The sequence below is a fragment of the Streptomyces sp. NPDC101166 genome (assembly GCF_044768125.1).
In the GTDB taxonomy this organism is placed as follows: Bacteria; Actinomycetota; Actinomycetes; order Streptomycetales; family Streptomycetaceae; genus Streptomyces.
The window spans coordinates 272,232-295,520 of record NZ_JBIWPF010000011.1 but is presented as its reverse complement, the minus strand read 5'-3'; the positions used below and the strand labels follow the sequence as shown (position 1 = coordinate 295,520).

The following is a 23,289-nucleotide window of genomic DNA, read 5'->3' as shown; positions in this document are numbered from 1 at the left end:
CCCGTGGGGTAAATCCCCCCCCCCCCCCCTTTGGGGGGGGGTGGGCCCCCCCGGCCGCCCCCCCGGGGGCCGGGCCCGCGGGTTTGGGGGGGCCGCCCTCGTACGCCGGGTACGAGGGCGACCCTCCGCCTTGCGACCGCACGCTCCCCACGCTCGAACCGAACTCGCGTGCCGGCCTTCTGTCTATGGCTTCACGTCGAGACGTACGAGCGCGCCGATCTCAACGAGTTGGTCCGGCAGTGCCAAGTCGGAAATTCCCATGACCGTGCTGGCGGGCCGGTGCTCCCCGAAGTACTCGGCGTGGAGGCGCGCTGTCGTGTCGAAGTTCTCCCGCAGGTTCCTCACCAGGACCGTGGTCTCCACTATCTGGCTACGCTCGGCCCCGCACTGCCTCAGCACCAGGTCCAGATTCTCCAGCGTGGTTCGCACCTGCAGTTCGAAGTCGCCTGCGCCCACGAAGTTGCCGTGACCGTCATGAGACAGCTGCCCTGAAACGTAAACCGTGTCACCGACCTGGGTGGCCTGGCTGTACCCGTACAACGACTCCCACGGCATACCGAAACCAAATGTCTTTGCCTGGGTACTCATGAACTACTCCCCTGGAACAGTGCGCGGGACCGTCGATTGCAGACAGGCTCCTTGCATTCGGAAGTTACAGGTTCGTGCAGACGACGCTTGTCCGGCAGTGAAGTCGTGGTGTTCTCTGCGTGCACAAACGGCGGGCGCCTTTTGCGTGCCGGCAACGGTCATGACTGTCGGGATTCTCCTCGTCACTACCGCCTCCCGGACCCGATGCGCGCCGCGGTGACGACGAGGTGGCGTACCTCCACCGCCGGGAGCGGACCCGGCCGGGACCGCCGCCGCGGACCCGCGCGAGATCCGCCACCTGACACCACCGAGCCACAGCCCGGCGCAGCCACCGTCAGCGACGACGCGCCGCCCCCGCGACCGGACGGATCACGACGTCGCATGGAGTGTCAGGGGGTGTCACCACGACACCTCGCGGACGTCGGCCCGGCTCTGCGGCTGGGTCGTGGCGGTGATCTCCGACCGGTGGCGGCTCGCCGTGAACGTCACCGTGAGCGTCTGCGCCTCTGTCCGGCTCGTAGTCACCGTGAACCCCCGGTTCGGCACCGCCGAGACCAGGCACACCGCGTCGTCGCCGAACCGCACGGTCGCCTTGCCGCCCTCGGACGGCACCGTGTAGACGCCGACGCCACCTTCCTGGCACCCCGAGCCGTCCGCACCGGTCGGCGCCCCCCGGGCACTGGTGCGGGCGGTGGGCGTCGGCGATGGCGTCGGGCTGAGATCGGTCGCCGGCTCGCTGCTCCGGGGCGGCGGGTTGGGCCTGCGGCTGCTCGCCGACGGACTCGGGGAGGGTTTCGCGGTGGTGGGGCTCGGCCGCGGGGACTCGAGGGGCTCACTCGGCGCGGACTGCGCGACCGGCGCGGTCGGCCGGGTCGACCCCACCACGAAGTGAATCGTGAGGATGACAGCGGTGACACTGGCTGCCGTACAGGCCAGCCATATGATCAGGTAGCGCAGGAGGCGGAACACGGCACCATAGTGACGGACCGGCTAACGTGCCTGCTCATGGCCTCCGTACTTGTCGTCGAGGACGACCCCGTCATCCGGGCCGCGCTGATCGAGGTCCTGACCGGGCACGGCTACGCGGTCAGGACCACCCACCAGGGTTTCGAGGCACTGCGCGAGATCACCCGGAGCCCGCCGGACATCGTGGTGCTCGACCTGGGGCTGCCTGATCTCGACGGTCTCGACGTGCTGCGCATGATCCGGGGCATTTCCCGCGTGCCGGTCCTGGTCGCCACCGCCCGTGACGACGAGAGCGAGATCATCCGGCTGCTCAACGCGGGGGCCGACGACTACCTGGTCAAGCCGTTCTCCGGCGGCCAGCTCGCCGCCCGGCTCGCCGCCGTGCTGCGCCGGTCCGTGCCCGCCGACGTGACTGAGGCCCGGCGGCCCGTCCTTCAGGTGGCGGACCTGCGCATCGACCCGACCGCGCGCACCGCGCACCTGGCCGGCAGGGAACTGCCCCTGACCCGTCGCGAGTTCGATCTGCTCGCCTACCTCGCCGACCACGCCGACCAGGTCGTCACTCGGCAGCGCATACTCGCAGAGGTGTGGCAGCAGCCGTACCTCGAGGACCAGACGGTCGACGTCCACCTTTCCGCGCTCCGCCGCAAAATGGGGGAGAAGGCGCGAAAGCCTCGCTATCTGCGCACGGTTCGTGGCCTGGGCATCAAGTTGGTCAGCTCGCCATGAGACGTGCCCTCGCCGGGATCGCCCTGGCCGTCACCTCGATGGTGGCCCTGTCCTTCCTCATCCCCCTCGCCCTCCTCGTGCGCGAACAGGTACGGGACCGGGCCACCACGGCCGCCGAGCAGCGGGCGTCCGCCCTGTCTCCGGTGCTCGCCCTCACCACCCGGCGCGCCGACGTGCAGCAGGCCCTCGCCGAGCTCGGCTCCTCCGACCAACTCGTCGTACGTCTGCCCGACGGCGACTTCGTCGGCACCCCGCACGCGCCCCGGGCCGCGCTCGACCGAGCCGTGCGCGGGCGCGAGACGCTGGCCGTGGACACCGCCGGCGGCTGGGTCTACCTCCAGCCCGTCGTCCTGCAGGGCGACCGGGTCGCGGTCGTGGAAGCCTTCGTGCCCGTCGCGGACCTCACCCGGGGCGTGGTCGCTTCCTGGGGCGTCATGGCGCTGCTCGCGCTGGGTCTGGTCGGCGGTTCGGTACTCGTCGCCGACCGGCTCGGCGCCCGCGTCGTCCGCTCCTCGCGCAGTCTCAAGCGCGCCTCACTGGCTCTCGGCTCCGGCGATCTGGACGTGCGTGTCGAACCCGACGGGCCGCCCGAACTGCAGGAGGCCGGTGCGGCGTTCAACACCATGGCCGACCGCGTCCTCGACCTGCTCGCCGTGGAACGCGAGCTGGTCGCCGACCTCTCGCACCGGCTGCGCACCCCGTTGACCGCTCTCTACTTGGAGGCCGACCGGATGGGGCCGACGCCCAGCGCCCGGCGGGTCGCCGAGGCGGCCGGCCAGCTGGAGAACGAACTCGACTCGATCATCGCCGCGGCACGTACACCGCTGGCGTCGGCGCAATCGGCCCGTGCGGCGGCCGGCGCGGCGAAGGCGTGCGACGTCGCCGAGGTGGTCGCCGTGCGCCTGGACTTCTGGTCGGTCCTCGCCACCCAGCAAGGACGACCCTACGAGCGGTCCCTCACGCCGCGGTCGGCGCCCGTGGCCTTCCCCGAGGACGACCTCGCGGCCGTCGTCGACGCCCTGATCGGCAATGTCTTCCGGCACACCCCGGAGGGCACCGCCTTCGCCGTGCGTGTGGAGCGGGCGGATCGGCACGTGTTCCTCACCGTCGACGACGCGGGACCGGGCGTGGCGGACCCCGACGCGGCGCTCACGCGGGGTGTGAGCGTCGGAGGTTCGACGGGTCTGGGCCTGGACATCGTGGCCCGGGCGTCCCAGGCGGCGGACGGCGAACTGACGATCACCCGGGCGCCCTTGGGAGGCGCCCGGGTGCGGGTGTCGTTCGTGCTGGCCGACGCGGGCGGGGCCGGCGGCGGGGTTCGGTGAGCGGGGTCAGCGACGGGCGCCGAAGTCCTGCGTCCACCAGGGGCCGCCGTCGCCGAAGTGGACGCCCACGCCCAGCTCCTTGAAGGAGCAGTTCAGTATGTTCGCGCGGTGCCCGGGGCTGTTCATCCAGGACTTCATCACCGAGGCGGCGTCCGCCTGGCCCCGGGCTATGTTCTCGCCCAGGGTCGACCACTGGTACCCCGCGGCCTCGACCCGGGTCGTCATCGTCGAACCGTCGGGGCCGGTGTGGGACATCACGCCGCTGCTCGCCATGACGTCGCTGTAATCGTCGGCGGCCCGGGTGAGCCGGTCGTTCGCCGTGACCGGCGAGCAGCCCGCCGCGGCCCGCTCCTTGTTGACCAGCGCGAGCACCTGGGCCTCGGGCCCGCCACCGGACTCCGAACCCGACCCGGAGTCCGGTTGGGTGCTGTCCGGCCGCGCGCCGCCGGAACCGCTCGCCGACCCGCCGCCGCTGCTCTTCGCCGTCGTCCTCACAGGTGCCTTCGACACGGGGACGGTCGTCTTCCGTGGACGGATGGTCGGGCTCGCCGATTGCTTCCGCCTCTCCTTCGGCTTCGCGCTCGGCGAGCTGCTCGCCGTGGTGCTCGCCGTGGTGCTCGGGCTCGCCGAAGCAGAGACGAGCGGCGCCGCACTGTCGGCGGCGTCCCCGGCGCCCGGCGTCCTGTGAGTGCTGTTCGCAACCACACGGTCCGAGGCGTCGCCGTCCTCGCCGCTGACGACCGCCACGGTGATCCCGACGCCTACGAGCGCAGCGACGGCTCCCATGGCCAGCGCGGAACGCGTCTTCGGCCCACCGCGGGGGCGGGCGGGGATGCGGGACGGGCGAGCGGCTCGGCGGGAACCCATGCAGGACACCTCGGTCTGTCGGTCGGCTGACTCGGTCCCCTGACCGGTGGCCGCGACCGCGGCCACCGGACCTGTGAGGGGTGTTCGAGAGCCTAGGACCAGGCCGGGGCGGAGAGTTGTGTTCGAAGGCCATCTTCAAGAAGCCTTAAGAGAGCCGCCAAAGTCCGCTGAGAAACGGTGACCGTGGGCGCGCCGACAGGAGCGCAGGGCGGCGAGTTCCCTCTCCCGGAGGGAACGCCGTGGTGGCGCCGGCTGGGTGCAGAAGTGCGGCAGCGCCGTGTCCGCGAGACCCCCGCGGACACGGCGAAGGGCGCCCGGTGCCGTTCACCGAGCGCCCTTCGTCGTGGTGCCGTGCGGGTTACAGCTTCTCGATCACGTAGTCGACGCACTTCGTCAGGGCCTCGACGTCCGCGGGGTCGATCGCCGGGAACATCGCGACGCGCAGCTGGTTGCGGCCGAGCTTGCGGTAGGGCTCGGTGTCGACGATGCCGTTGGCGCGCAGGACCTTGGCGACGGCGGCGGCGTCCACCTCGTCGGTGAAGTCGATCGTGCCGATGACGGCCGAGCGCTTGGCCGGGTCGGTGACGAACGGGTCGGCGTACTTGACGTCCTCGGCCCAGCCGTAGAGCGTGCGGGCCGAGGTCGCCGTGCGGCGCACCGACCAGTCCAGGCCGCCCTGGCCGTTGATCCACTCGAGCTGCTGGTTCAGCAGGAAGAGGGTCGACAGGGCCGGGGTGTTGTACGTCTGGTTCTTGCGGGAGTTGTCGATCGCCGTCGGGAGCGAGAAGAACTCCGGGACGTGGCGGCCGGAGGCGTGGACGCGCTCCGCGCGCTCGATCGCGGCCGGGGAGAAGACGCCGATCCACAGGCCGCCGTCGGAGGCGAAGGACTTCTGCGGGGCGAAGTAGTAGACGTCCGTCTCGGCGATGTCGACGGGGAGGCCGCCGGCGCCGGAGGTGGCGTCCACCAGGACCAGCGCGCCCTCGTCGGCGCCCTGCACCCGCCGGATGGGGGCGGCGACGCCGGTGGAGGTCTCGTTGTGGGTGAAGGCGTAGACGTCGACGCCGGCCTCGGCCTCGGGCTCGGGGTGCGTGCCCGGGTCGGAGGAGATGACGGTGGGCTCGGCGAGCCAGGGGGCCAGCTTGGCGGCCTTGGCGAACTTCGAGCTGAACTCGCCGAAGCTGAGGTGCTGGGACTTGTTCTCGATCAGGCCGTGGGTCGCGATGTCCCAGAAGGCGGTGGAGCCGCCGTTGCCGAGGATCACCTCGTATCCGTCCGGGACCTGGAACAGCTCGGAGATTCCCTCGCGCACCTGGCCGACCAGGTTCTTGACCGGGGCCTGGCGGTGGGAGGTGCCGAGGAGTGAGGTACCGGTGGCGGCCAGGGCGTCCAGCGCCTCGATCCGCACCTTGGAGGGGCCCGCGCCGAATCGACCGTCGGCGGGCTTGATGTCAGCAGGAATCTGGATCTCAGCCACGCAGGCGAGCGTAGCCGTTTCCGTAAACGCGGGCGAAACGTCGTCCGTCGGGTGAGACGAGAATCCGGGGGCGAGCATGGTCCTTGGAACTCAGGTGCGGACGGGCTGATTGGCTGGGCGGATGTCGGATCTCGAGGACGAACTGCGCAGGGCCGTCAGGGGTGACGTCGGGTTCGACGTCGCCTCCCGGGCGCTGGTCACCATGGACGCCTCCAACTACCGCCGTGTCCCTCTCGGCGTCGTCGCCCCGCGCGACGCCGACGACGTCGCGGCCGTGCTGGAGGTGTGCCGGGAGCGCGGGGTGCCCGTGGTGCCGCGCGGCGGGGGCACGTCGATCGCCGGGCAGGCCACCGGAGTCGGGGTGGTGCTGGACTTCACCCGGCACATGAACCGGCTTCTCTCGCTGGAGGCGGGCGCGCGCACCGCCGTCGTCCAGCCGGGGCTGGTCCTCGACCGGCTCCAGGACGCTGCCGCGCCGCACGGGCTGCGCTTCGGGCCCGACCCGTCCACGCACAGCCGCTGCACGCTCGGCGGGATGATCGGCAACAACTCCTGCGGCTCGCACTCGGTGGCCTGGGGCACGACGGCGGACAGCGTGCGCGAGCTGGACGTGGTGACCGCGCGGGGCGAGCGGCTGCGGCTCGGGCGCGGGTGGAGCGGGGCGCCGGACGGCCTGCGGCAACTCGTCGACGGTGAGCTGGCACGGTTGCGCACCGGCTTCCCCGAGCTGCCCCGCCGTATCTCCGGGTACGCGCTGGACGCCCTGCTGCCGGAGAACGGCGCCGACGTGGCCCGCTCCTTCTGCGGCTCGGAAGGCACGCTGGGCGTGCTCACCCAGGCCGTCGTGAGCCTCGTCGAAGCGCCACGCGCGTGTGCGCTCGCGGTGCTCGGGTACGCCGACGAGACCGCCGCCGCCGAGGCCGCGGCCGGGCTGCTGGAGTACGGGCCGCTGACGGTCGAGGGCATGGCGGCCGACCTGGTGCCGTCGCCTGTGGGACTGCCGCGGGGCGGGGCCTGGCTGTTCGTGGAGACGGGCGGGGACTCGGCGGGTGAGGCACGCACGCGTGCGGAGGCCATCGTGCGGGCGGCGGACGTCGTGGACGCCGCGGTCGTGACGGACGAGGCCGGGCAGCGGGCCCTGTGGCGCGTCCGTGAGGACGCCAGCGGCACGGCCACCCGGATGCCGGACGGCTCGGAGGCCTGGCCCGGCTGGGAGGACTGCGCGGTCCCCCCGGCCCGGCTCGGCGCGTACTTGCGCGACTTCCGGGCGCTGCTCGCCGCGCACGGCCTGCGCGGCGCCCCGTACGGGCACTTCGGGGACGGCTGCATCCACGTCCGCATCGACTTCGACCTGCTCGGCGCGGTGGGCGTGGCGCGCTTCCGCCGCTTCTCCGAGGAACTGGCCGGGCTGGTCACGGCCCACGGCGGCTCCCTGTCGGGCGAGCACGGCGACGGACAGGCGCGGGCGGAACTGCTGCCGGTGATGTACGGCGCGGACATGGTCGCCCTCTTCGAACGGGCGAAGGGGGTGTGGGACCCCGACGACCTGCTCAACCCGGGGATGCTGGTACGGCCCGCGCCACTGGACTCCGGTCTGCGCTTCTCCGTCCTGCCCCGCGAGCCCGTCGACGTGGCCTTCGGCTACCCCGGGGACGGCGGCGACTTCTCGGCGGCGGTCCGGCGCTGCGTCGGCGTCGCCAAGTGCCGTACGACGACGGCGTCCGGGCCCGCCGTGATGTGCCCCTCCTTCCGCGTCACCGGCGAGGAACAGCACTCCACGCGCGGGCGTGCGCGACTGCTGCACGAGATGCTGGCGGGCGAGCTGGTGACCGACGGCTGGCGCTCTCAGGAGGTGCGGGAGGCGCTGGATCTGTGCCTGTCCTGCAAGGGCTGCCGCTCGGACTGCCCGGTCGGGGTCGACATGGCCACGTACAAGGCGGAGTTCCTGCACCACCACTACGCGGGCCGGCGGCGCCCCGCCGCGCACTACAGCATGGGCCGGCTCCCGGTGTGGCTGCGCTGGGCGAGCCGCACGCGCGCGGTGGCGCTGTTCAACGCGCTGGCCTCGACGGGGCCGGTCGCGTGGGCGGTGAAACGGGCGGGCGGCATCGCGCCGGAGCGGACGATCCCACGGCTGGCGCGGGAGACGTTCAGCCGCTGGTGGCGGCGCAGGCGTCCCGCTCCCGGCGCGGGCGATCTCGTCGTGCTGTGGCCGGACACCTTCACCGAGCATCTCTCGCCGTCCGTCGGCCGGGCGGCGGTCCGGGTGCTGGAGGCGGCGGGGCTGCGGGTCGTTCCGCCGCCGACGCTGCGAATGCGCGGCCGGCCCGTCGGCGACGCCCGCTCCCGCTCTGCCCTGCGGCTGTTGACGGCCCGCCGGGGGCGCGTCTGCTGCGGGCTGACGTACGTCTCCACCGGGCAGCTCGACCACGCGCGCGTGGTGCTGCGCCGCACGCTCGACCTGATGGAACCGGTGCTGGAGACGGCGGTTCCGGTCGTCGTCCTGGAGCCGAGCTGTGCGGCCGCCCTGCGCACCGACCTGCCGGACCTGCTGCCCGACGACCCGCGCGCGGCGCGCCTCGCCGCCCGGGTCCTCACCTTCGCGGAGACCTTGGAGCGCCACGCCCCCGACTGGACGCCGCCGCACCTGGACCGCCCGGCGGTCGGCCAGACCCACTGCCACCAGCACGCGGTGCTGGGCGACGCCCCCGACCGCCGCCTGCGCGAGGCCGCGGGCCTCACCGGCGAGCTGGCGGGCGGCTGCTGCGGCCTGGCCGGCGACTTCGGCTTCCAGAAGGGGCACTTCGAGGTCTCGGAGCGCTGCGCGCAGGAGCAGCTCCTGCCCGCCGTGCGCGAGGCTCCCCCGGGGGCGGCGGTCCTGGCGGACGGCTACTCCTGCCGGACCCAGCTGGAACAGCTGGCGGGAGTACGGGGGCGGCATCTGGCGGAGGTGCTGGCGGAGGCGTTGGAGGGGGCGTCCGGTGAGGGGATGTCCGGCACGTCCGGGACTTCCGAGGCGTCCGGGATCTGAGATGACGGAGTGACAGCGGCTAATCCGCTTCACACTCCTGTCCTGGTCCATTACCGTGGACTTGAAAGTACATCTTGCTGAACGCATGCGCCCCGTCGCCCCGTGTCGTCGCCGTCGGCGTCGGCGCTCTTCCCGAGCCGAGATCCAGGACCGCCCGTGAGCACCTCCGACACCGCCGCCATGTCGACCTCGTCGTCCCGGTCCGCCTCCGCCTCCCCGGGGGCGGGCGTCGGGCCGGGCGGGCGCTGGGGATCCTTCGGGCCCGTCGGGCTCGTGCTCGCCGGGGGTGTGTCCGTGCAGTTCGGGGGCGCGCTCGCGGTGACCTTGATGCCCAGGGCGGGTGCGCTGGGCGTGGTGGCGCTGAGGCTGCTGGTGGCGGCCGTCGTGCTGCTCGCCGTCTGCCGGCCGCGGCTGCGCGGGCACTCGCGGGCCGACTGGGCCACCGTCGTCGTCTTCGGTGTCACCATGGCCGCGATGAACGGCCTCTTCTACCAGGCGGTCGCCCGCATTCCGCTGGGTCCGGCGGTCACCCTCGAAGTCCTCGGCCCGCTCGCCCTGTCCGTCCTGGCCTCGCGCCGCGCCGTCAACCTCGTCTGGGCCGCGCTGGCCCTCGCGGGCGTCTTCCTGCTCGGCGGCGGCGGTTTCGGCGACCTCGACCCGGCGGGCGTCGCGTTCGCCCTGGGCGCGGGCGTGATGTGGGCGGCGTACATCGTCTTCAGTGCCCGCACGGGCCGTCGCTTCCCGCAGGCCGACGGTCTGGCGCTGGCCATGGGGGTGGGCGCGCTGCTCTTCGTGCCGCTGGGGCTCGCCGAGTCCGGCGCCAAGCTCCTCGACCCGGTGACGCTGGGGCTCGGGGCCGCCGTGGCGCTGCTGTCCTCCGTCATGCCGTACACCCTCGAACTGCTCGCCCTGCGCCGCCTGCCCGCCTCCACGTTCGCGGTCCTGATGAGCCTGGAGCCCGCCCTCGCCGCCCTGTCCGGCTTCCTGGTCCTCGACCAGGCGCTCTCCGCCGCGCAGGCCGCCGCGATCGCCCTGGTCGTCGCCGCGAGCATGGGGGCCGTGCGAACCCAGGTGGGGCGCGTCAAGACTGCTGTGCCGGAGGCGTGAGGCGCGGCTTTCCATGACCGGCGTGCCGCACGCGTGCGTGCGGCACGCCGTCCTGTGTCGGGGTGCCCCACCCGTGTGGGCGTGTGCGGCAAATAATGCAAGCATGCTTGCTTGTTTATCCGCCCGCTGCCATGCTCCTCCCCATGGCCGACCCCACGCCCGTGCTAGCCGACCTGCGTGCCGAGAGCGACGAACTCGACCTGATGGTGGCCGAGTTGACGTCCGATCAGTGGACGCTCCCGACGCCCTCCCCCGGTTGGACCGTCGCCCACCAGATCGCGCACCTCGCCTGGACCGACCGTTCCTCCCTGCTGGCCGCGACCGACCAGGCCGCCTTCGCCCGTGAGGTGGAGAAGGCGCTGGCGGAGCCCGGCGACTTCGTGGACAACGGCGCGAACGAGGGGGCCGGGAAACCGCCCGCACAGTTGCTCGCGGACTGGCGGGCCGGGCGGGCCGCCCTGCAGGACGCCCTGGCGGCGGTTCCCGAGGGCGCGCGTCTGCCCTGGTACGGCCCGCCGATGACCGCCGCCTCCATGGCCACCGCCCGGCTCATGGAGACCTGGGCCCACGCCCGCGACGTGGCGGACGCGCTGGGCGTGACGCCCGATCCCACCGACCGGCTCCGGCACATCGTCCGCCTCGGCGTCCGCACCCGTGACTTCTCCTTCGGCGTGCACGGGCTGTCCGTGCCGTTCGAGGAGTTCCGCGTCGAACTCTCCGGTCCCGGAGGAGAGTTGTGGACGTACGGCCCCGAGGACGCCGCCGACCGCGTCACCGGCCCCGCACTCGACTTCTGCCTCCTGGTCACCCAGCGCGCCCACCGCGCCGACCTGGCCCTGCGCGCCGACGGTCCCGACGCCGACCGCTGGCTGGACGTCGCGCAGGCCTTCGCGGGCCCGCCCGGCGCCGGCCGCCCGCCGAAGACGGACGGCGGGAAGGAACCGGTCCGGTGACCGCGCCGCTGCGCGTCGGCAACGCCTCCGGCTTCTACGGCGACCGCTTCGACGCCCTGCGCGAGATGCTCACCGGCGGTGAACTCGACGTCCTCACCGGCGACTACCTCGCCGAACTCACCATGCTGATCCTCGGCCGGGACCGGCTGAAGGACCCCGGCGCCGGTTACGCCCGCACTTTCCTGCGCCAGCTCGAGGAGTGCCTCGGCCTCGCGCACGACCGGCGCGTCCGCGTCGTCGCCAACGCCGGCGGCCTCAACCCGGCCGGACTCGCCGACGCCGTGCGCGAGCTCGCCGACCGCCTGGGCGTCCCCGTGCGGGTCGCCCACGTCGAGGGGGACGACCTCGGCGTCCGCCATCCCGACAGCCTCACCGCCCACGCCTACCTCGGCGGCTTCGGCATCGCCGCCTGCCTGAGGGAGGGCGCCGACATCGTGGTCACCGGGCGGGTGACCGACGCGGCGCTGGTCACCGGGCCGGCCGCCGCCCACTTCGGCTGGGCGCCGACGGACTTCGACCGGCTCGCGGGAGCCGTCGTCGCCGGGCATGTGCTGGAGTGCGGCACGCAGGCCACCGGCGGCAACCACGCCTTCTTCCGCGCGGGCGACGTCCGCCGCCCCGGTTTCCCGCTCGCCGAGCTCCACGCCGACGGCGGCAGCGTCATCACCAAGCACCCGGGGACGGGCGGCTTCGTCGACGTCGGCACGGTGACCGCCCAGCTGCTGTACGAGACCGGCGGCGCCCGGTACGCGGGACCTGACGTCACCGCCCGCCTGGACACCGTACGGCTCACCCAGGACGGGCCGGACCGGGTGCGGATCGACGGCGTGCGCGGCGAGGCCCCGCCGCCGGCCCTGAAGGTCGGCCTCAGCCGGATCGGCGGCCACCGCAACGAGGTCGTCTTCGTGCTCACCGGCCTCGACATCGAGGCGAAGGCGGCGCTGGTGCGGGAGCAGATGGGGGATGTGTTCGAGAAGGCGCGCCCGCAGGAGGTGGACTGGCAGCTCGTCCGCACCGACCGCGCCGACGCCGACACCGAGGAGGGGGCGAGCGCGCTGCTTCGGCTCGTCGTCCGCGACCCGGACGAGGCCGTCGTCGGACGCGCGCTGACCGGCGCGGCCGTCGAGCTCGCCCTGGCGAGCTACCCCGGCTTCCACGTCCTCGCCCCGCCCGGCAGGGGCTCCCCCTACGGGGTGTTCGAGGCCGCGTACGTCCCGCAGGACACGGTGTACCACACGGCCGTCCTCGACGACGGACGCCGCGTCCCGGTGCCCCCGCCGGCCCTCACCCTCGCCCTCGACGCCGTACCGCAGCCGCCCCTGCCCGACCCCCTCCCCGCCGGACCCGCGAGGAAGGCCCCCCTGGGGCTCGTCGCCGGGGCCCGCAGCGGGGACAAGGGCGGGGACGCGAACGCCGGGGTGTGGGTGCGCACGGACGAGGCCTGGCGGTGGCTCGTCCACACGCTGACCGTCGACCGGTTCCGGCAGCTGATCCCGGAGAGCGCCCGGCTGACCGTCACCCGGCACGTCCTGCCCGAGCTGCGCGCCCTGAACTTCGTCGTCGAGGGCCTCCTGGGCGCCGGCGCCGCCTCCCGGCACCGCTTCGACCCTCAGGCCAAGGCCCTCGGCGAATGGCTGCGCTCCCGCCACCTGGACATCCCGGAGGTCCTGCTGTGACCGTCCTGCCGTCGGCGCTGGATCCCCACGGCCCCGACTTCCGCGCCCACCGCGAGGCGATGCTCGCCAAGCTCGACCAGCTGACCGCCGAGCACGCCAAGGCGCTCGCGGGCGGCGGCGAGAAGTACGTCGCCCGGCACCGCGCGCGCGGCAAACTCCTCGCCCGGGAGCGCGTCGAGCTGCTCCTCGACCCCGACACTCCGTTCCTGGAGCTGTCGCCGCTGGCCGCGTGGGGCAGCGACCACGCCGTCGGCGCCTCGCTCGTCACGGGCATCGGGGTCGTCGAGGGCGTGGAGTGCATGATCACGGCCAACGACCCGACCGTGCGCGGCGGCGCGAGCAACCCGTGGTCGCTGAAGAAGGCCCTGCGGGCGAACGACATCGCGCTCGCCAACCGGCTGCCCTGCGTCAGCCTGGTGGAGTCGGGCGGCGCCGACCTGCCCTCCCAGAAGGAGATCTTCATCCCGGGCGGGGCCGTCTTCCGCGACCTGACCCGGCTGTCCGCCGCCGGCATCCCGACCGTCGCCGTCGTCTTCGGCAACTCCACCGCCGGGGGCGCGTACATCCCCGGCATGTCCGACCACGTGATCATGGTCAAGGAGCGGGCGAAGGTGTTCCTCGGCGGGCCGCCGCTGGTGAAGATGGCCACCGGCGAGGAGAGCGACGACGAGTCACTGGGCGGCGCGGAGATGCACGCGCGCGTGTCGGGCCTCGCCGACCACTTCGCCGTCGACGAACCGGACGCGCTGCGGCAGGCACGCCGCGTGGTGGCGCGCCTCAACCACCGCAAGGCGTACGAGGATCCCGGCCCGGCCGTCCCGCCCGAGTACGACCCCGAAGAGCTCCTGGGGATCGTCCCCGGCGACCTGCGCACGCCCTTCGACCCGCGCGAGGTGATCGCCCGGATCGTCGACGCCTCCGACTTCGACGAGTTCAAGCCCCTGTACGGGACGAGCCTGGTCACCGGGTGGGCCACCCTGCACGGCTATCCCGTCGGCATCCTGGCGAACGCCCGGGGCGTGCTGTTCAGCGAGGAGTCGCAGAAGGCCGCCCAGTTCATCCAGCTCGCCAACCAGCGCGACATCCCGCTGCTCTTCCTGCACAACACCACGGGCTACATGGTCGGCAGGGAGTACGAGCAGGGCGGCATCATCAAACACGGCGCGATGATGATCAACGCGGTGTCCAACTCGCGCGTGCCGCACCTGTCCGTGCTCATGGGCGCCTCGTACGGCGCCGGGCACTACGGGATGTGCGGGCGGGCCTACGACCCGCGCTTCCTGTTCGCCTGGCCCAGCGCCAAGTCGGCCGTCATGGGCCCCCAGCAGCTCGCCGGGGTGCTCTCCATCGTCGCCCGCCAGTCGGCCGCCGCGAAGGGACAGCCCTACGACGAGGACTCCGACGCCGCGCTGCGCGCCATGGTGGAGCAGCAGATCGAGTCGGAGTCGCTGCCGATGTTCCTGTCGGGGCGGCTGTACGACGACGGCGTCATCGACCCGCGCGACACCCGCACCGTCCTCGGGCTGTGCCTGTCCGCCGTCCACACCGCGCCGTACGAGGGCGCGCGCGGCGGCTTCGGCGTCTTCCGGATGTGAGGGGAACTCCAGTGATCGCTTCTCTGCTGGTCGCCAACCGGGGCGAGATCGCCTGCCGCGTCTTCCGCACCTGCCGGGAGCGGGGCATCCGGACGGTCGCCGTGCACTCGGACGCGGACGAGGACGCACTGCACACACGCGTGGCCGACGCGGCCGTACGGCTGCCGGGCTCGGCGCCCGCCGACACCTATCTGCGGGCCGACCTGATCGTGAAGGCGGCCGTGACGGCGGGCGTGGACGCCGTGCACCCCGGATACGGCTTCCTCTCGGAGAACGCCGGCTTCGCGCGCGCGGTCCTGGACGCCGGCCTGGTCTGGATCGGGCCGCCGCCCGAGGCGATCGAGGCGATGGCCTCCAAGACGCGCGCCAAGGCGCTCATGGGCCTGCCCCCGCTGAGCGCGGACGCGCTGACGGACGCCGACCTCCCGGTGCTGGTGAAGGCGGCCGCCGGCGGCGGCGGGCGCGGCATGCGCGTCGTACGCCGCATGGAGGACCTTCACGGCGCCCTGGAGGCCGCGCGCACGGAGGCGGCGAGCGCCTTCGGCGACGGCGAGGTGTTCGTCGAGCCGTACGTCGTCGACGGCCGTCATGTGGAGGTGCAGGTCCTCGCCGACGCGCACGGCACGGTGTGGACGCTCGGCACGCGCGACTGCTCGCTCCAGCGCCGCCACCAGAAAGTGATCGAGGAGGCCCCGGCGCCCGGCCTCCCCGACGCGCTCACGCGGGAGCTCGGCACCCTCGCCGTCCGGGCGGCGCGCGCGGTGGACTACGTCGGCGCGGGCACCGTCGAGTTCCTCGTCGCCGACGGCAGGGCGCACTTCCTGGAGATGAACACCCGCCTCCAGGTGGAACACCCCGTCACGGAGGCGTTGTTCGGGCTGGACCTGGTCGCCGAGCAGATCCGCGTCGCCGAAGGAGACGCCCTCTCCGCCGAGCCACCGCGCGCGCGTGGCCACGCCGTGGAGGCCCGCCTCTACGCCGAGGACCCGGCGGCCGGCTGGACGCCCCAGACCGGCGTCCTGCACCGCCTCGCCCTCCCCGACGCCGTCCGCCTGGACACCGGCTACGCCGACGGCGACACGATCGGCGTCCACTACGACCCGATGCTCGCCAAGGTCGTCGCGCACGCCCCCACGCGCGCGGAGGCCCTCCGCACCCTGGCGGGGGCGCTGGAGCGGGCCACGATCCACGGTCCGGTGACCAACCGCGACCTGCTCGTCCGCTCCCTGCGGCACGAGGAGTTCGCCTCCGCCCGCATGGACACGGGCTTCTACGACCGCCATCTCGCCTCGCTCACCGAACCGGCTTTCGACCCGCACGCCCCGCTCGCGGCGGCCCTCGCCGAAGCCCACGGCCGCTCCCGCTTCGGCGGCTGGCGCAACCTGCCGTCACAGCCGCAGATCAAGCGGTACGCGGTGGGCGGCGAGGAGCACGAGGTCCGCTACCACCACACCCGGGGCGGCCTGGCGGCGGACGGTGTGCGGGTCGTGCACGCCGACGCGGGCCTGGTGGTCCTGGAGGCCGGCGGCGTCCGGCGCAGGTTCGAGGTCGCCAGGTACGGCGACCAGGTCCACGTCAACGCCACGACCCTCACGGCCCTGCCCCGCTTCCCCGCCCCGACCGCCGACCGAGCCCCGGGCTCCCTGCTGGCCCCCATGCCGGGCACGGTCGTCAAGGTCGCGGACGGTCTCATCACCGGATCGAGTGTCCGCACCGGTGAACCGCTGGTCTGGCTCGAAGCGATGAAGATGCAACACGTCATCGCATCCCCGACAACGGGCACGGTGACAGCCCTGCAAGTGACGGCAGGGCAACAGGTTGAGCTCGGTGCCCTCTTGGCGGTGGTCGACAGCCCTTAGGGGCGCGGGGCCGTATCGATATGCGGCTCCGCCGCGCGAGCCCGACCAGCCACGACGACGCCGCACACGAAGGAGCCACAGTGACCGACCTCATCGAGTCCGAAGAGCACAAAGCCCTCCGCAAGGCCGTCGCGTCCTTCGCCAAGGACCATCCCGACGTGGGAAACCGGACCCTCTGGCAGGAAGCAGCCAAGCTCGGCTTCATCTCCGTCAACCTGCCGGAGGCATACGGCGGCGGCGGTGGCGGCATCGCCGAACTCTCCCTCGTCCTCGAGGAGCTCGGCGCCGCGGGCAACCCCCTCCTGATGATGATCGTCTCCCCGGCGATCTGCGGGACGGTCATCGCCCGCTTCGGCACCGAAGCCCAGAAACAGCAGTGGCTGCCCGCCCTCGCGGACGGCTCACGCCTCATGGCCTTCGGCATCACGGAGCCCGACGCCGGCTCCAACAGCCACCGCATCACCACCACGGCCCGCCGCGACGGCCCGGACTGGCTGCTCACGGGCCGCAAGGTGTTCGTCTCCGGCGTGGACATCGCGGACGCGACCCTCGTCGTCGGCCGCACCGAGGACGCCCGCACCGGCAGGCTCAAGCCCTGCCTGTTCATCGTCCCGCGAGACGCGCCCGGCTTCACCCGCCGCATGATCGACATGGAACTGCACAGCGAGGAGAAGCAGTTCGAGCTGGTCCTCGACGAGGTCCGGCTGCCCGCCGACGCCCTCGTCGGCGACGAGGACGCGGGCCTGCTCCAGCTGTTCGCCGGCCTCAACCCGGAGCGGATCATGACGGCCGCCTTCGCGATCGGCATGGGCCGCCACGCCCTCGCCAAGGCGATCGCCTACGCGCGCGAACGCACGGTCTGGGATGCCCCCATCGGCGCCCACCAGGCCATCGCCCACCCTCTCGCACAGGCCCACATCGAACTGGAACTGGCCCGTCTGATGATGCAGAAGGCGGCCCGCCTGTACGACGCGGGCGACGACGCCGGTGCGGGCGAGGCCGCCAACATGGCGAAGTACGCGGCCGGGGAAGCCTGTGTGAAGGCGGTCGACCAGGCCGTGCACACCCTCGGCGGCAACGGCCTCACGCGCGAGTTCGGCCTCGCCCGGCTGATAGCGGCCGCGCGCGTGGCTCGTATCGCCCCGGTGAGCCGGGAGATGATCCTCAACTACGTCTCCCATCAGACCCTGGGCCTGCCCAAGTCGTACTGACCAGCTCGCGGTCGCGCCGTCCGCGGCGCCGGCAGCTCAGGGAGGAACGCACATGACACCGCTGATCGGCCGCACCCGCGCGCGGGGCGTGGAGACCCTCAGCCTCGACTCCCCGCACACCCGCAACGCCCTCTCACACGCGCTGGTGGCCGAACTGACCGACGCGCTGAAGCGGTGCGGCGAGGACCCCGGCGTACGGGCCGTCCTGCTCACCCACACCGGCAACACCTTCTGCGCGGGCGCCGACCTGCGCGACCCGCCGCCCGCCGAGGCGTTCACCGGCCTGCTGGAGCTGATCGTCCGACTGCCCAAGCCCGTCGTGGCCCGCGTCGACGGCCACGTGAGGGCGGGCGGCCTCGGGCTGCTCGGCGCCTGCGACCTGGCCGTCGCCTCCGCCGCGGCGACGTTCGCGTTCACCGAGGTCCGCGTCGGCGTCGCCCCCGCCGTCATCGCGCTGCCGCTGAGACCCCGCGTCGACCCGCGCGCCCTGGCCCGCTACTGCCTCACCGGCGAGCGGTTCGACGCGCGGGAGGCGGCCCGCATCGGCCTCGTCACCGCCGCCGCGGGCGAGGAGGGCCCGGACGAGGCCCTCGCCCCCGTCCTCGACGGCCTGCGCCGGGCCGCCCCACACGCCCTGGCCAGGACGAAGGAACTGCTCACGGTTAAGGTGCTGGAGGCCTTCACCGAGGACGCGGGCGGGATGAGCCGGCTCACGGCCTCGCTGTTCTCCCAGCCCGACGCACGCGAGGGGATGACGGCCTTCCTCGAACGACGGGATCCCGCATGGGTGCTGTGAGCACGGCCGACCGTGTCCCGGGCGACCGCGCCCCCAAACAGGACCGCAGCCGCGCCACCCGGCAGCGGCTCCTGGAAGCCGCCGTGGCCTGCCTCGCCGAACGCGGCTGGGCGGGCTCCACGGTCTCCGTCGTCGCCGAACGCGCCGGCGTCTCCCGCGGCGCAGCCCAGCACCACTTCCCCACCCGCGAGGATCTCTTCACCGCCGCCGTCGAGTACGTCGCCGAGGAACGCTCCACCGCCCTGCGCGCCCTGTTCCCCGAGGGCGCGGCAGGCGACCGGCGGTCCGTCGTGGCCGCCCTCGTCGACCTCTACACCGGCCCGCTCTTCCGAGCCGCTCTCCACCTCTGGGTCGCCGCCTCCGACGAGGAACAGCTGCGGCCCCGTGTGACCGAACTGGAGGCCCGCGTAGGCCGCGAGACCCACCGCATCGCCGTCCAGCTCCTCGGCGCCGACGAGTCCCGCCCCGGCGTGCGCGAGACCGTGCAGGGCCTGCTGGACATGGCCCGCGGCCTCGGCCTGGCCAACCTCCTCACCGACGACACCGCCCGCCGCGAACGGGTGGTGGCGCAGTGGGCGGCGCTCCTGGCGGAGGCGCTGCGCTGAACGGGCCGCCGCGGGTGCTCAGGGGCTGAGCCGCTCCAGCCGCCAGCCGCCGTCCGCCTCCACGACGTACCGCAGGCGGTCGTGCAGGCGGTTCTCGCGGCCCTGCCAGAACTCCACCGACTCCGGCGCCACCCGGAAGCCGCCCCAGTGCGGCGGCACCGGCACCTGGTCGCCCTCGGGATAGCGGGCCGCCAGCGCGGCGTACGCGGCGTCCAGACCGGAACGGCCGTCGATCACCGAGGACTGGGCGCTGGCCCACGCGCCCAGCTGGGAGCCGTGCGGCCGGGTGCGGAAGTAGGCGGCGGTCTCGTCCCTTCCCGTGCGCCGGGCCACGCCCCGCACGATGACCTGCCGGGCCATCGGATGCCACGGGAAGAGCAGGGAGACGTACGGGTTCTCCGCGAGATCGCGGGCCTTGCGGGAGTCGTAGTTGGTGTAGAAGACGAAGCCCTGTTCGTCGAAGTTCTTCAGCAGCACCGTGCGGGAGCTGGGCCGGCCCTCGGCGTCCGCGGTGGAGACCACCATGGCGTTCGGCTCGAACAGGTGGGCCTCGGCCGCCGCCTGCTTGAACCAGCGCGCGAACTGCTCCACGGGCGTGGCGGCCAGATCGGCCTCGGCCAGGCCCTCGGCCCGGTACTGCTTGCGCATGGAGGCGGGATCGGGGGAGGCGGCGTCTGCTGCGTTCACATGGTCATCCTGCCGTATGACCGGCCGGCCCACAGGAGGTGGCACTGAGTGCCGTGAGGGCTCCCCAAAGGTGACACTCGGGGATATGGTGCAGATGCGCCCCGGTGGGGTGACCCGACGCCGCACGGGGCATCACCGGGGTGACCGCCCTGGACCGCGAGCCCCGCACGGGACCGTGGATCCGTCGGCGCCGCCGTCGCGCACAACCGCATGCCGTGCACACCGTCCGTACCGTCATCGCACTGCCGTCACCGCACTGCCGTCCACATCACGAGGAGCCGCCTGATGTCCGACTTCGTACCCGGGCTCGAAGGAGTCGTCGCGTTCGAGACGGAGATCGCCGAACCGGACAAGGAGGGCGGCGCCCTCCGCTACCGGGGCGTCGACATCGAGGACCTGGTCGGCCACGTCTCGTTCGGCAACGTCTGGGGCCTCCTCGTCGACGGCGCCTTCAACCCCGGCCTGCCGCCCGCCGAGCCCTTCCCCATCCCCGTCCACTCCGGCGACATCCGCGTCGACGTCCAGTCCGCGCTGGCCATGCTCGCCCCCGTGTGGGGACTGAAACCGCTCCTCGACATCGACGCCGAGCAGGCCCGCGAGGACCTCGCCCGCGCCGCCGTCATGGCGCTGTCCTACGTCGCCCAGTCGGCCCGCGGCCAGGGCCGCGCCATGGTGCCGCAGCGGGAGATCGACAAGGCGCAGTCCGTCGTCGAACGCTTCATGATCCGGTGGCGCGGCGAACCCGACCCCAAGCACGTCGCCGCCGTCGACGCCTACTGGACCTCCGCCGCCGAGCACGGTATGAACGCGTCCACTTTCACGGCCCGCGTCATCGCCTCCACCGGCGCCGACGTCGCCGCCGCCCTTTCCGGGGCCGTCGGCGCCATGTCCGGCCCCCTCCACGGCGGCGCGCCCTCCCGCGTCCTCGGCATGATCGAGGAGATCGAACGCACGGGCGACGCCGAGGCCTACGTCAAGCAGGCCCTCGACAAGGGCGAACGCCTCATGGGCTTCGGCCACCGCGTCTACCGCGCCGAAGACCCCCGCGCGCGTGTGCTGCGCCGCACCGCCCGCGAACTGGGCGCCCCGCGCTTCGAGATCGCCGAGGCCCTGGAGAAGGCCGCCCTGGCGGAGCTCCACGCCCGTCGGCCCGACCGGGTGCTCGCGACGAACGTCGAGTTCTGGGCCGCGATCATCCTGGACTTCGCCGAGGTCCCGGCGCACATGTTCACCTCGATGTTCACCTGCGCCCGCACGGCCGGCTGGTCGGCGCACATCCTGGAACAGAAGCGCACGGGCCGCCTGGTCCGCCCCTCGGCCCGCTACACCGGGCCCGGAGTCCGCGGCCCCCAGGAGATCGAGGGCTACGGCGACATCGCCCACTAGCGGGCGCCGCTCCCTGAAACGCAGACGACCCGCGAGTCTGGTCCTCCCTTGGGAGGGCCGGCCGGACGTACCGGCGACTCGCGGGTCGGGTGACTGCGTGGAACTGGCCGGCTGCGCGCGTCTCACACGCGCTGGTCCGGCACCGCACTGAAGCGGGGCGACGGGCCGCTAGCCCGCAGCCACCTCCGACGTCCGGTGTGCATACATGCTCCGAACCACCTCCTTTCCTCGGTGCGACCACACTAAAAAAGCGCCCGGTGCGGCTTCAAGTCTTTTTTCGAGAAGTCGACGGCGACGCCCTCCGACCGTCCTCCCTCCCGCGGTGGACCGAACGCGTTGACGCGCGGGGTGCGACGCGGTTCCCTACCGGGGTGAGCGATCTTCGAAGCGATGTCCTGCGCGTGGAGCCCGTCGAGGGCGAGGCCATGCTGGAGCAGTGGCGGCACGTCCACAACCTGATCGTGCCGCCCGCCGCCCTGACCCTGGACGAGGTACGCGCGCGTGCCGAGCGCTACCGGCTGGAGAACTCCTACGCCGGCGACGTCCTCGTCGGCTGCACGACCGTCCGCCCGCCCGCAGCCGGCGGTGAGGAGGCCGTGGCCACCGTCATCGCGCGCGTGCTGCCCCCGTACCGCCGGCGGGGGTACGGCGCCGCCCTCTACGACCGCGCGCTCGCCCACGCGCGCGAGCTCGGCGCCCGGACGGTCGAGACATGTGTGCTGGCCGCCAACGAGGACGGTCTGCGGTTCGCGCTGGCGCGCGGGTTCGCCGAGACCGAGCGGTACACGCTCGACGGCGAGAGCGACGTATGGGTCGACCTGAGGCTGGCCGGGTAGCGCGGGACGCTGGTGTGGCGGGGTCCTGACGCAGGCGGCGATTCCTCCGCGAACTTGCGGGAACCATATGTGCGCTGCGTCACGTTCAAGTTGAATGAGGGCACGTGAGCGAACCTGCAGGGGGTTCAGGTGAGTGCTTCCCGGCGTAGTGGGACCACCGACGAGTTGGGACCGGACGAGCCCGAGCGGCCCGGCCCGGACGGCTCCGACCTGCTCGCCGCCCTCCTCGACGGGATGGACGCGGCCCTGTGCGCCTTCGACGCCGACGGGGTCGTCACCCACTGGAACCGCGAGGCCGAGCGCATCCTCGGCTGGAGCGCGCGTGAGGCCGTGGGCCGTCGCGGCTTCGCCGGCTGGGCGGTCCGGGAGGCGGACGCCGCGGAGGTCGAGAGCCGTCTGACGTCCGCGATGCACGCGCCGGGCCGCCAGGTGCACGAGTTCGCGCTGCTGACCAAGGACGGCGGCCGGGTCCTCGTCCGCACCCAGTCCGCCGCCGTCCACGGCCCCGACGGCAAGCCGGCCGGCCTGTACTGCGCGTTCAGCGAGGTGCACGCGCAGATCGACCTGGAGCGTTCCATCGCGCTCAGCGAGGCGCTGCTCGAGGACGCGTCCTGGGGCGTCGTCCTCGTCGACGCCGATCTGCGTCCCGCCGTCGTCAACGCGCACGCCGCCCGCGCGCTCGGCACGGGCCGTACGACCGTCCTGGGCCGCCCGCTGGGCGACCTGCTCACGCGGGGCGTGGAGGAGCTGGAGAACGCGCTGACGCACGTCCTCGCCGAGGGCGCCCCGCCCGCCCCCGCCGAGATGTGGGTGGGGGTGCGCTCACCGGAGGGCGAGAAACGGCGCTGCTGGCGGAGCGGCTTCCTGCGGCTGGCGTCACCGCTCGCGGAGGAGCCGGTGCCGCTCGGGGTGGGCTGGCTGTTCCAGGACGTCACCGACGCCAAGCTGGGCGAGCAGGAGGCGGCGCTGCTGCGGTTCCGCTCCAACCAGTCGCACCGGGCGGCCCGCGCGGCCGCCGAGTGCGAGGACCCGGCGGAGGCGGCCACCGTGCACCTCGACTTCGCGCTCGCCGGGTTCGCCGACCACGCCGTGATCGACCGCGTCGAGGGGCCGCCCGCGGCCGACGGCGAGTCGAGCGGCGGCGGGAGCGGTAGCGGGGCTCTGCGACTGGTGCGGGTCGCGGCCACCCCCTCGGGCGGGCCCGGACCCAGCGCGCTCACCGACCACGCGGGGCTGCCCGTGCGCTATGCCGCCGGCCACCCGGCCCTCCAGTGCGTGGCGCGGGCCGGCTCGGTGCGGGCGTCGGCGGGGACGGTGGCGGCGGACGAGGCGCACGAGTGGGCACGCACGCGTCAGTGGCCCGAGGACACCGTCCACGCCCTGTGCGCGGTGCTGCGCAGCAGGGGGCGCACCCTGGGCGTCGTGACGTTCCTGCGGGGCGCGGGCCGCAGCCCCTTCGAACGCTCGGACGCGACGTACGCGGAGGACGTGGCCGTGCGGATAGCGGCGTCGCTGGACCTCGCGGGGGCGACGGGCGCGGGCGCCGGGGGAGCGGTGGGGGGCGTCGAGGACGGGATCGCCTGACGAGGCCGGCC

Annotated in this window: 21 protein-coding genes; 16 read left to right on the top strand and 5 right to left on the bottom strand. The window is 73.4% G+C overall.

The genetic code is table 11. The features are described from left to right. Nucleotides 1-183: 183 nt before the first annotated feature. Both ACIRS4_RS21375 and ACIRS4_RS21370 read right to left on the bottom strand, forming a co-directional pair. Complete coding sequence (locus ACIRS4_RS21375; protein ID WP_404198118.1) at nt 184-588, bottom strand: RidA family protein; 405 nt, start codon at nt 586-588, stop codon at nt 184-186. A 399-nt stretch (nt 589-987) separates the two neighbouring features. Then, a complete protein-coding gene (locus ACIRS4_RS21370; protein WP_404198116.1) occupies nt 988-1,200 on the bottom strand; it encodes a hypothetical protein in 213 nt (70 codons plus the stop codon). Nucleotides 1,201-1,279: 79 nt separating this feature from the next. On the opposite strand from ACIRS4_RS21370, the gene ACIRS4_RS21365 reads away from it, so the two are divergent. From ACIRS4_RS21365 to ACIRS4_RS21355, 3 genes are all read left to right on the top strand, one after another. Then, a complete protein-coding gene (locus tag ACIRS4_RS21365; protein ID WP_404198114.1) occupies nt 1,280-1,480 on the top strand; it encodes a hypothetical protein in 201 nt (66 codons plus the stop codon). Between the two features lie 113 nt (nt 1,481-1,593). Next, nucleotides 1,594-2,283, top strand: a complete 690-nt coding sequence (locus ACIRS4_RS21360) for a response regulator transcription factor (RefSeq protein WP_404198112.1) — start codon at nt 1,594-1,596, stop codon at nt 2,281-2,283. Then, nucleotides 2,280-3,608: an ATP-binding protein gene (locus ACIRS4_RS21355; RefSeq protein WP_404198109.1), complete on the top strand. Its 1,329-nt coding sequence runs from the start codon at nt 2,280-2,282 to the stop codon at nt 3,606-3,608. Before ACIRS4_RS21360 ends, ACIRS4_RS21355 begins: the two co-directional genes overlap by 4 nt. Before the next feature lie 6 nt (nt 3,609-3,614). Here ACIRS4_RS21355 and ACIRS4_RS21350 read toward each other — a convergent pair whose 3' ends face one another. Then, nucleotides 3,615-3,980 (bottom strand): CAP domain-containing protein, encoded by a 366-nt coding sequence (locus ACIRS4_RS21350; RefSeq protein ID WP_404198106.1) that lies wholly within the window; start codon nt 3,978-3,980, stop codon nt 3,615-3,617. Here ACIRS4_RS21350 and ACIRS4_RS21345 point away from each other — a divergent pair. Continuing rightward, entirely contained in the window at nt 3,964-4,296 is a 333-nt protein-coding gene (locus ACIRS4_RS21345) for a hypothetical protein (protein WP_404198103.1), read from the top strand. The two genes, ACIRS4_RS21350 and ACIRS4_RS21345, sit on opposite strands and share 17 nt — an antisense overlap. 537 nt (nt 4,297-4,833) lie before the next feature. Here ACIRS4_RS21345 and serC read toward each other — a convergent pair. After that, complete coding sequence (gene serC, locus ACIRS4_RS21340; protein ID WP_404198100.1) at nt 4,834-5,952, bottom strand: phosphoserine transaminase; 1,119 nt, start codon at nt 5,950-5,952, stop codon at nt 4,834-4,836. Nucleotides 5,953-6,073: 121 nt separating this feature from the next. Between serC and ACIRS4_RS21335 the strand changes: the two genes are divergently transcribed. From ACIRS4_RS21335 to ACIRS4_RS21295, 9 genes are all read left to right on the top strand, one after another. Further along, a complete protein-coding gene (locus ACIRS4_RS21335; RefSeq protein ID WP_404198097.1) occupies nt 6,074-8,983 on the top strand; it encodes an FAD-binding and (Fe-S)-binding domain-containing protein in 2,910 nt (969 codons plus the stop codon). Nucleotides 8,984-9,163: 180 nt separating this feature from the next. Further along, on the top strand, nt 9,164-10,090 hold the full coding sequence (locus ACIRS4_RS21330) for an EamA family transporter (RefSeq protein ID WP_404198154.1): 927 nt from the start codon (nt 9,164-9,166) through the stop codon (nt 10,088-10,090). 143 nt (nt 10,091-10,233) lie between these two features. Further along, nucleotides 10,234-11,043 (top strand): TIGR03084 family metal-binding protein, encoded by an 810-nt coding sequence (locus ACIRS4_RS21325; RefSeq protein WP_404198094.1) that lies wholly within the window; start codon nt 10,234-10,236, stop codon nt 11,041-11,043. After that, nucleotides 11,040-12,719: an acyclic terpene utilization AtuA family protein gene (locus ACIRS4_RS21320; protein ID WP_404198091.1), complete on the top strand. Its 1,680-nt coding sequence runs from the start codon at nt 11,040-11,042 to the stop codon at nt 12,717-12,719. The genes ACIRS4_RS21325 and ACIRS4_RS21320 overlap by 4 nt, the downstream gene beginning before the upstream one ends. Next, on the top strand, nt 12,716-14,314 hold the full coding sequence (locus tag ACIRS4_RS21315) for an acyl-CoA carboxylase subunit beta (protein ID WP_404198088.1): 1,599 nt from the start codon (nt 12,716-12,718) through the stop codon (nt 14,312-14,314). Before ACIRS4_RS21320 ends, ACIRS4_RS21315 begins: the two co-directional genes overlap by 4 nt. Nucleotides 14,315-14,325: 11 nt before the next feature. Next, entirely contained in the window at nt 14,326-16,173 is a 1,848-nt protein-coding gene (locus ACIRS4_RS21310; protein WP_404198086.1) for a biotin carboxylase N-terminal domain-containing protein, read from the top strand. Nucleotides 16,174-16,253: 80 nt separating this feature from the next. Next, entirely contained in the window at nt 16,254-17,384 is a 1,131-nt protein-coding gene (locus tag ACIRS4_RS21305) for an acyl-CoA dehydrogenase family protein (RefSeq protein WP_404198083.1), read from the top strand. Nucleotides 17,385-17,436: 52 nt separating this feature from the next. Next, entirely contained in the window at nt 17,437-18,180 is a 744-nt protein-coding gene (locus ACIRS4_RS21300) for an enoyl-CoA hydratase family protein (protein WP_404198081.1), read from the top strand. Beyond that, nucleotides 18,168-18,785, top strand: coding sequence for a TetR/AcrR family transcriptional regulator (locus ACIRS4_RS21295; RefSeq protein WP_404198079.1), 618 nt, complete (start codon nt 18,168-18,170; stop codon nt 18,783-18,785). The genes ACIRS4_RS21300 and ACIRS4_RS21295 overlap by 13 nt, the downstream gene beginning before the upstream one ends. Nucleotides 18,786-18,803: 18 nt before the next feature. Here the strand turns inward: ACIRS4_RS21295 and pdxH are convergent, their stop codons facing one another. Beyond that, nucleotides 18,804-19,433, bottom strand: a complete 630-nt coding sequence (gene pdxH / locus ACIRS4_RS21290; protein WP_404198152.1) for a pyridoxamine 5'-phosphate oxidase — start codon at nt 19,431-19,433, stop codon at nt 18,804-18,806. Nucleotides 19,434-19,757: 324 nt separating this feature from the next. Here pdxH and ACIRS4_RS21285 point away from each other — a divergent pair, with 324 nt between their 5' ends. From ACIRS4_RS21285 to ACIRS4_RS21275, 3 genes are all read left to right on the top strand, one after another. Continuing rightward, nucleotides 19,758-20,858 (top strand): citrate synthase 2, encoded by a 1,101-nt coding sequence (locus ACIRS4_RS21285; RefSeq protein WP_404198077.1) that lies wholly within the window; start codon nt 19,758-19,760, stop codon nt 20,856-20,858. 371 nt (nt 20,859-21,229) lie between these two features. After that, nucleotides 21,230-21,694, top strand: a complete 465-nt coding sequence (locus ACIRS4_RS21280) for a GNAT family N-acetyltransferase (RefSeq protein ID WP_404198074.1) — start codon at nt 21,230-21,232, stop codon at nt 21,692-21,694. Between the two features lie 129 nt (nt 21,695-21,823). Further along, a complete protein-coding gene (locus ACIRS4_RS21275; protein ID WP_404198071.1) occupies nt 21,824-23,278 on the top strand; it encodes a PAS domain-containing protein in 1,455 nt (484 codons plus the stop codon). The last annotated feature ends 11 nt before the right edge of the window (nt 23,279-23,289 follow it).

Excerpts from the sequence above, each read along its gene's own strand:
- ACIRS4_RS21330 (WP_404198154.1), top strand. The coding sequence starts at position 9,164 with ATGTCGACCTCGTCGTCCCGGTCCGCCTCCGCCTCCCCGGGGGCGGGC.
- ACIRS4_RS21295 (WP_404198079.1), top strand. The coding sequence starts at position 18,168 with ATGGGTGCTGTGAGCACGGCCGACCGTGTCCCGGGCGACCGCGCCCCC.
- ACIRS4_RS21360 (WP_404198112.1), top strand. The coding sequence starts at position 1,594 with ATGGCCTCCGTACTTGTCGTCGAGGACGACCCCGTCATCCGGGCCGCG.
- ACIRS4_RS21325 (WP_404198094.1), top strand. The coding sequence starts at position 10,234 with ATGGCCGACCCCACGCCCGTGCTAGCCGACCTGCGTGCCGAGAGCGAC.
- ACIRS4_RS21355 (WP_404198109.1), top strand. The coding sequence starts at position 2,280 with ATGAGACGTGCCCTCGCCGGGATCGCCCTGGCCGTCACCTCGATGGTG.
- ACIRS4_RS21375 (WP_404198118.1), bottom strand. The coding sequence starts at position 588 with ATGAGTACCCAGGCAAAGACATTTGGTTTCGGTATGCCGTGGGAGTCG.
- ACIRS4_RS21285 (WP_404198077.1), top strand. The coding sequence starts at position 19,758 with ATGTCCGACTTCGTACCCGGGCTCGAAGGAGTCGTCGCGTTCGAGACG.
- pdxH (WP_404198152.1), bottom strand. The coding sequence starts at position 19,433 with ATGCGCAAGCAGTACCGGGCCGAGGGCCTGGCCGAGGCCGATCTGGCC.
- ACIRS4_RS21335 (WP_404198097.1), top strand. The coding sequence starts at position 6,074 with ATGTCGGATCTCGAGGACGAACTGCGCAGGGCCGTCAGGGGTGACGTC.
- ACIRS4_RS21300 (WP_404198081.1), top strand. The coding sequence starts at position 17,437 with ATGACACCGCTGATCGGCCGCACCCGCGCGCGGGGCGTGGAGACCCTC.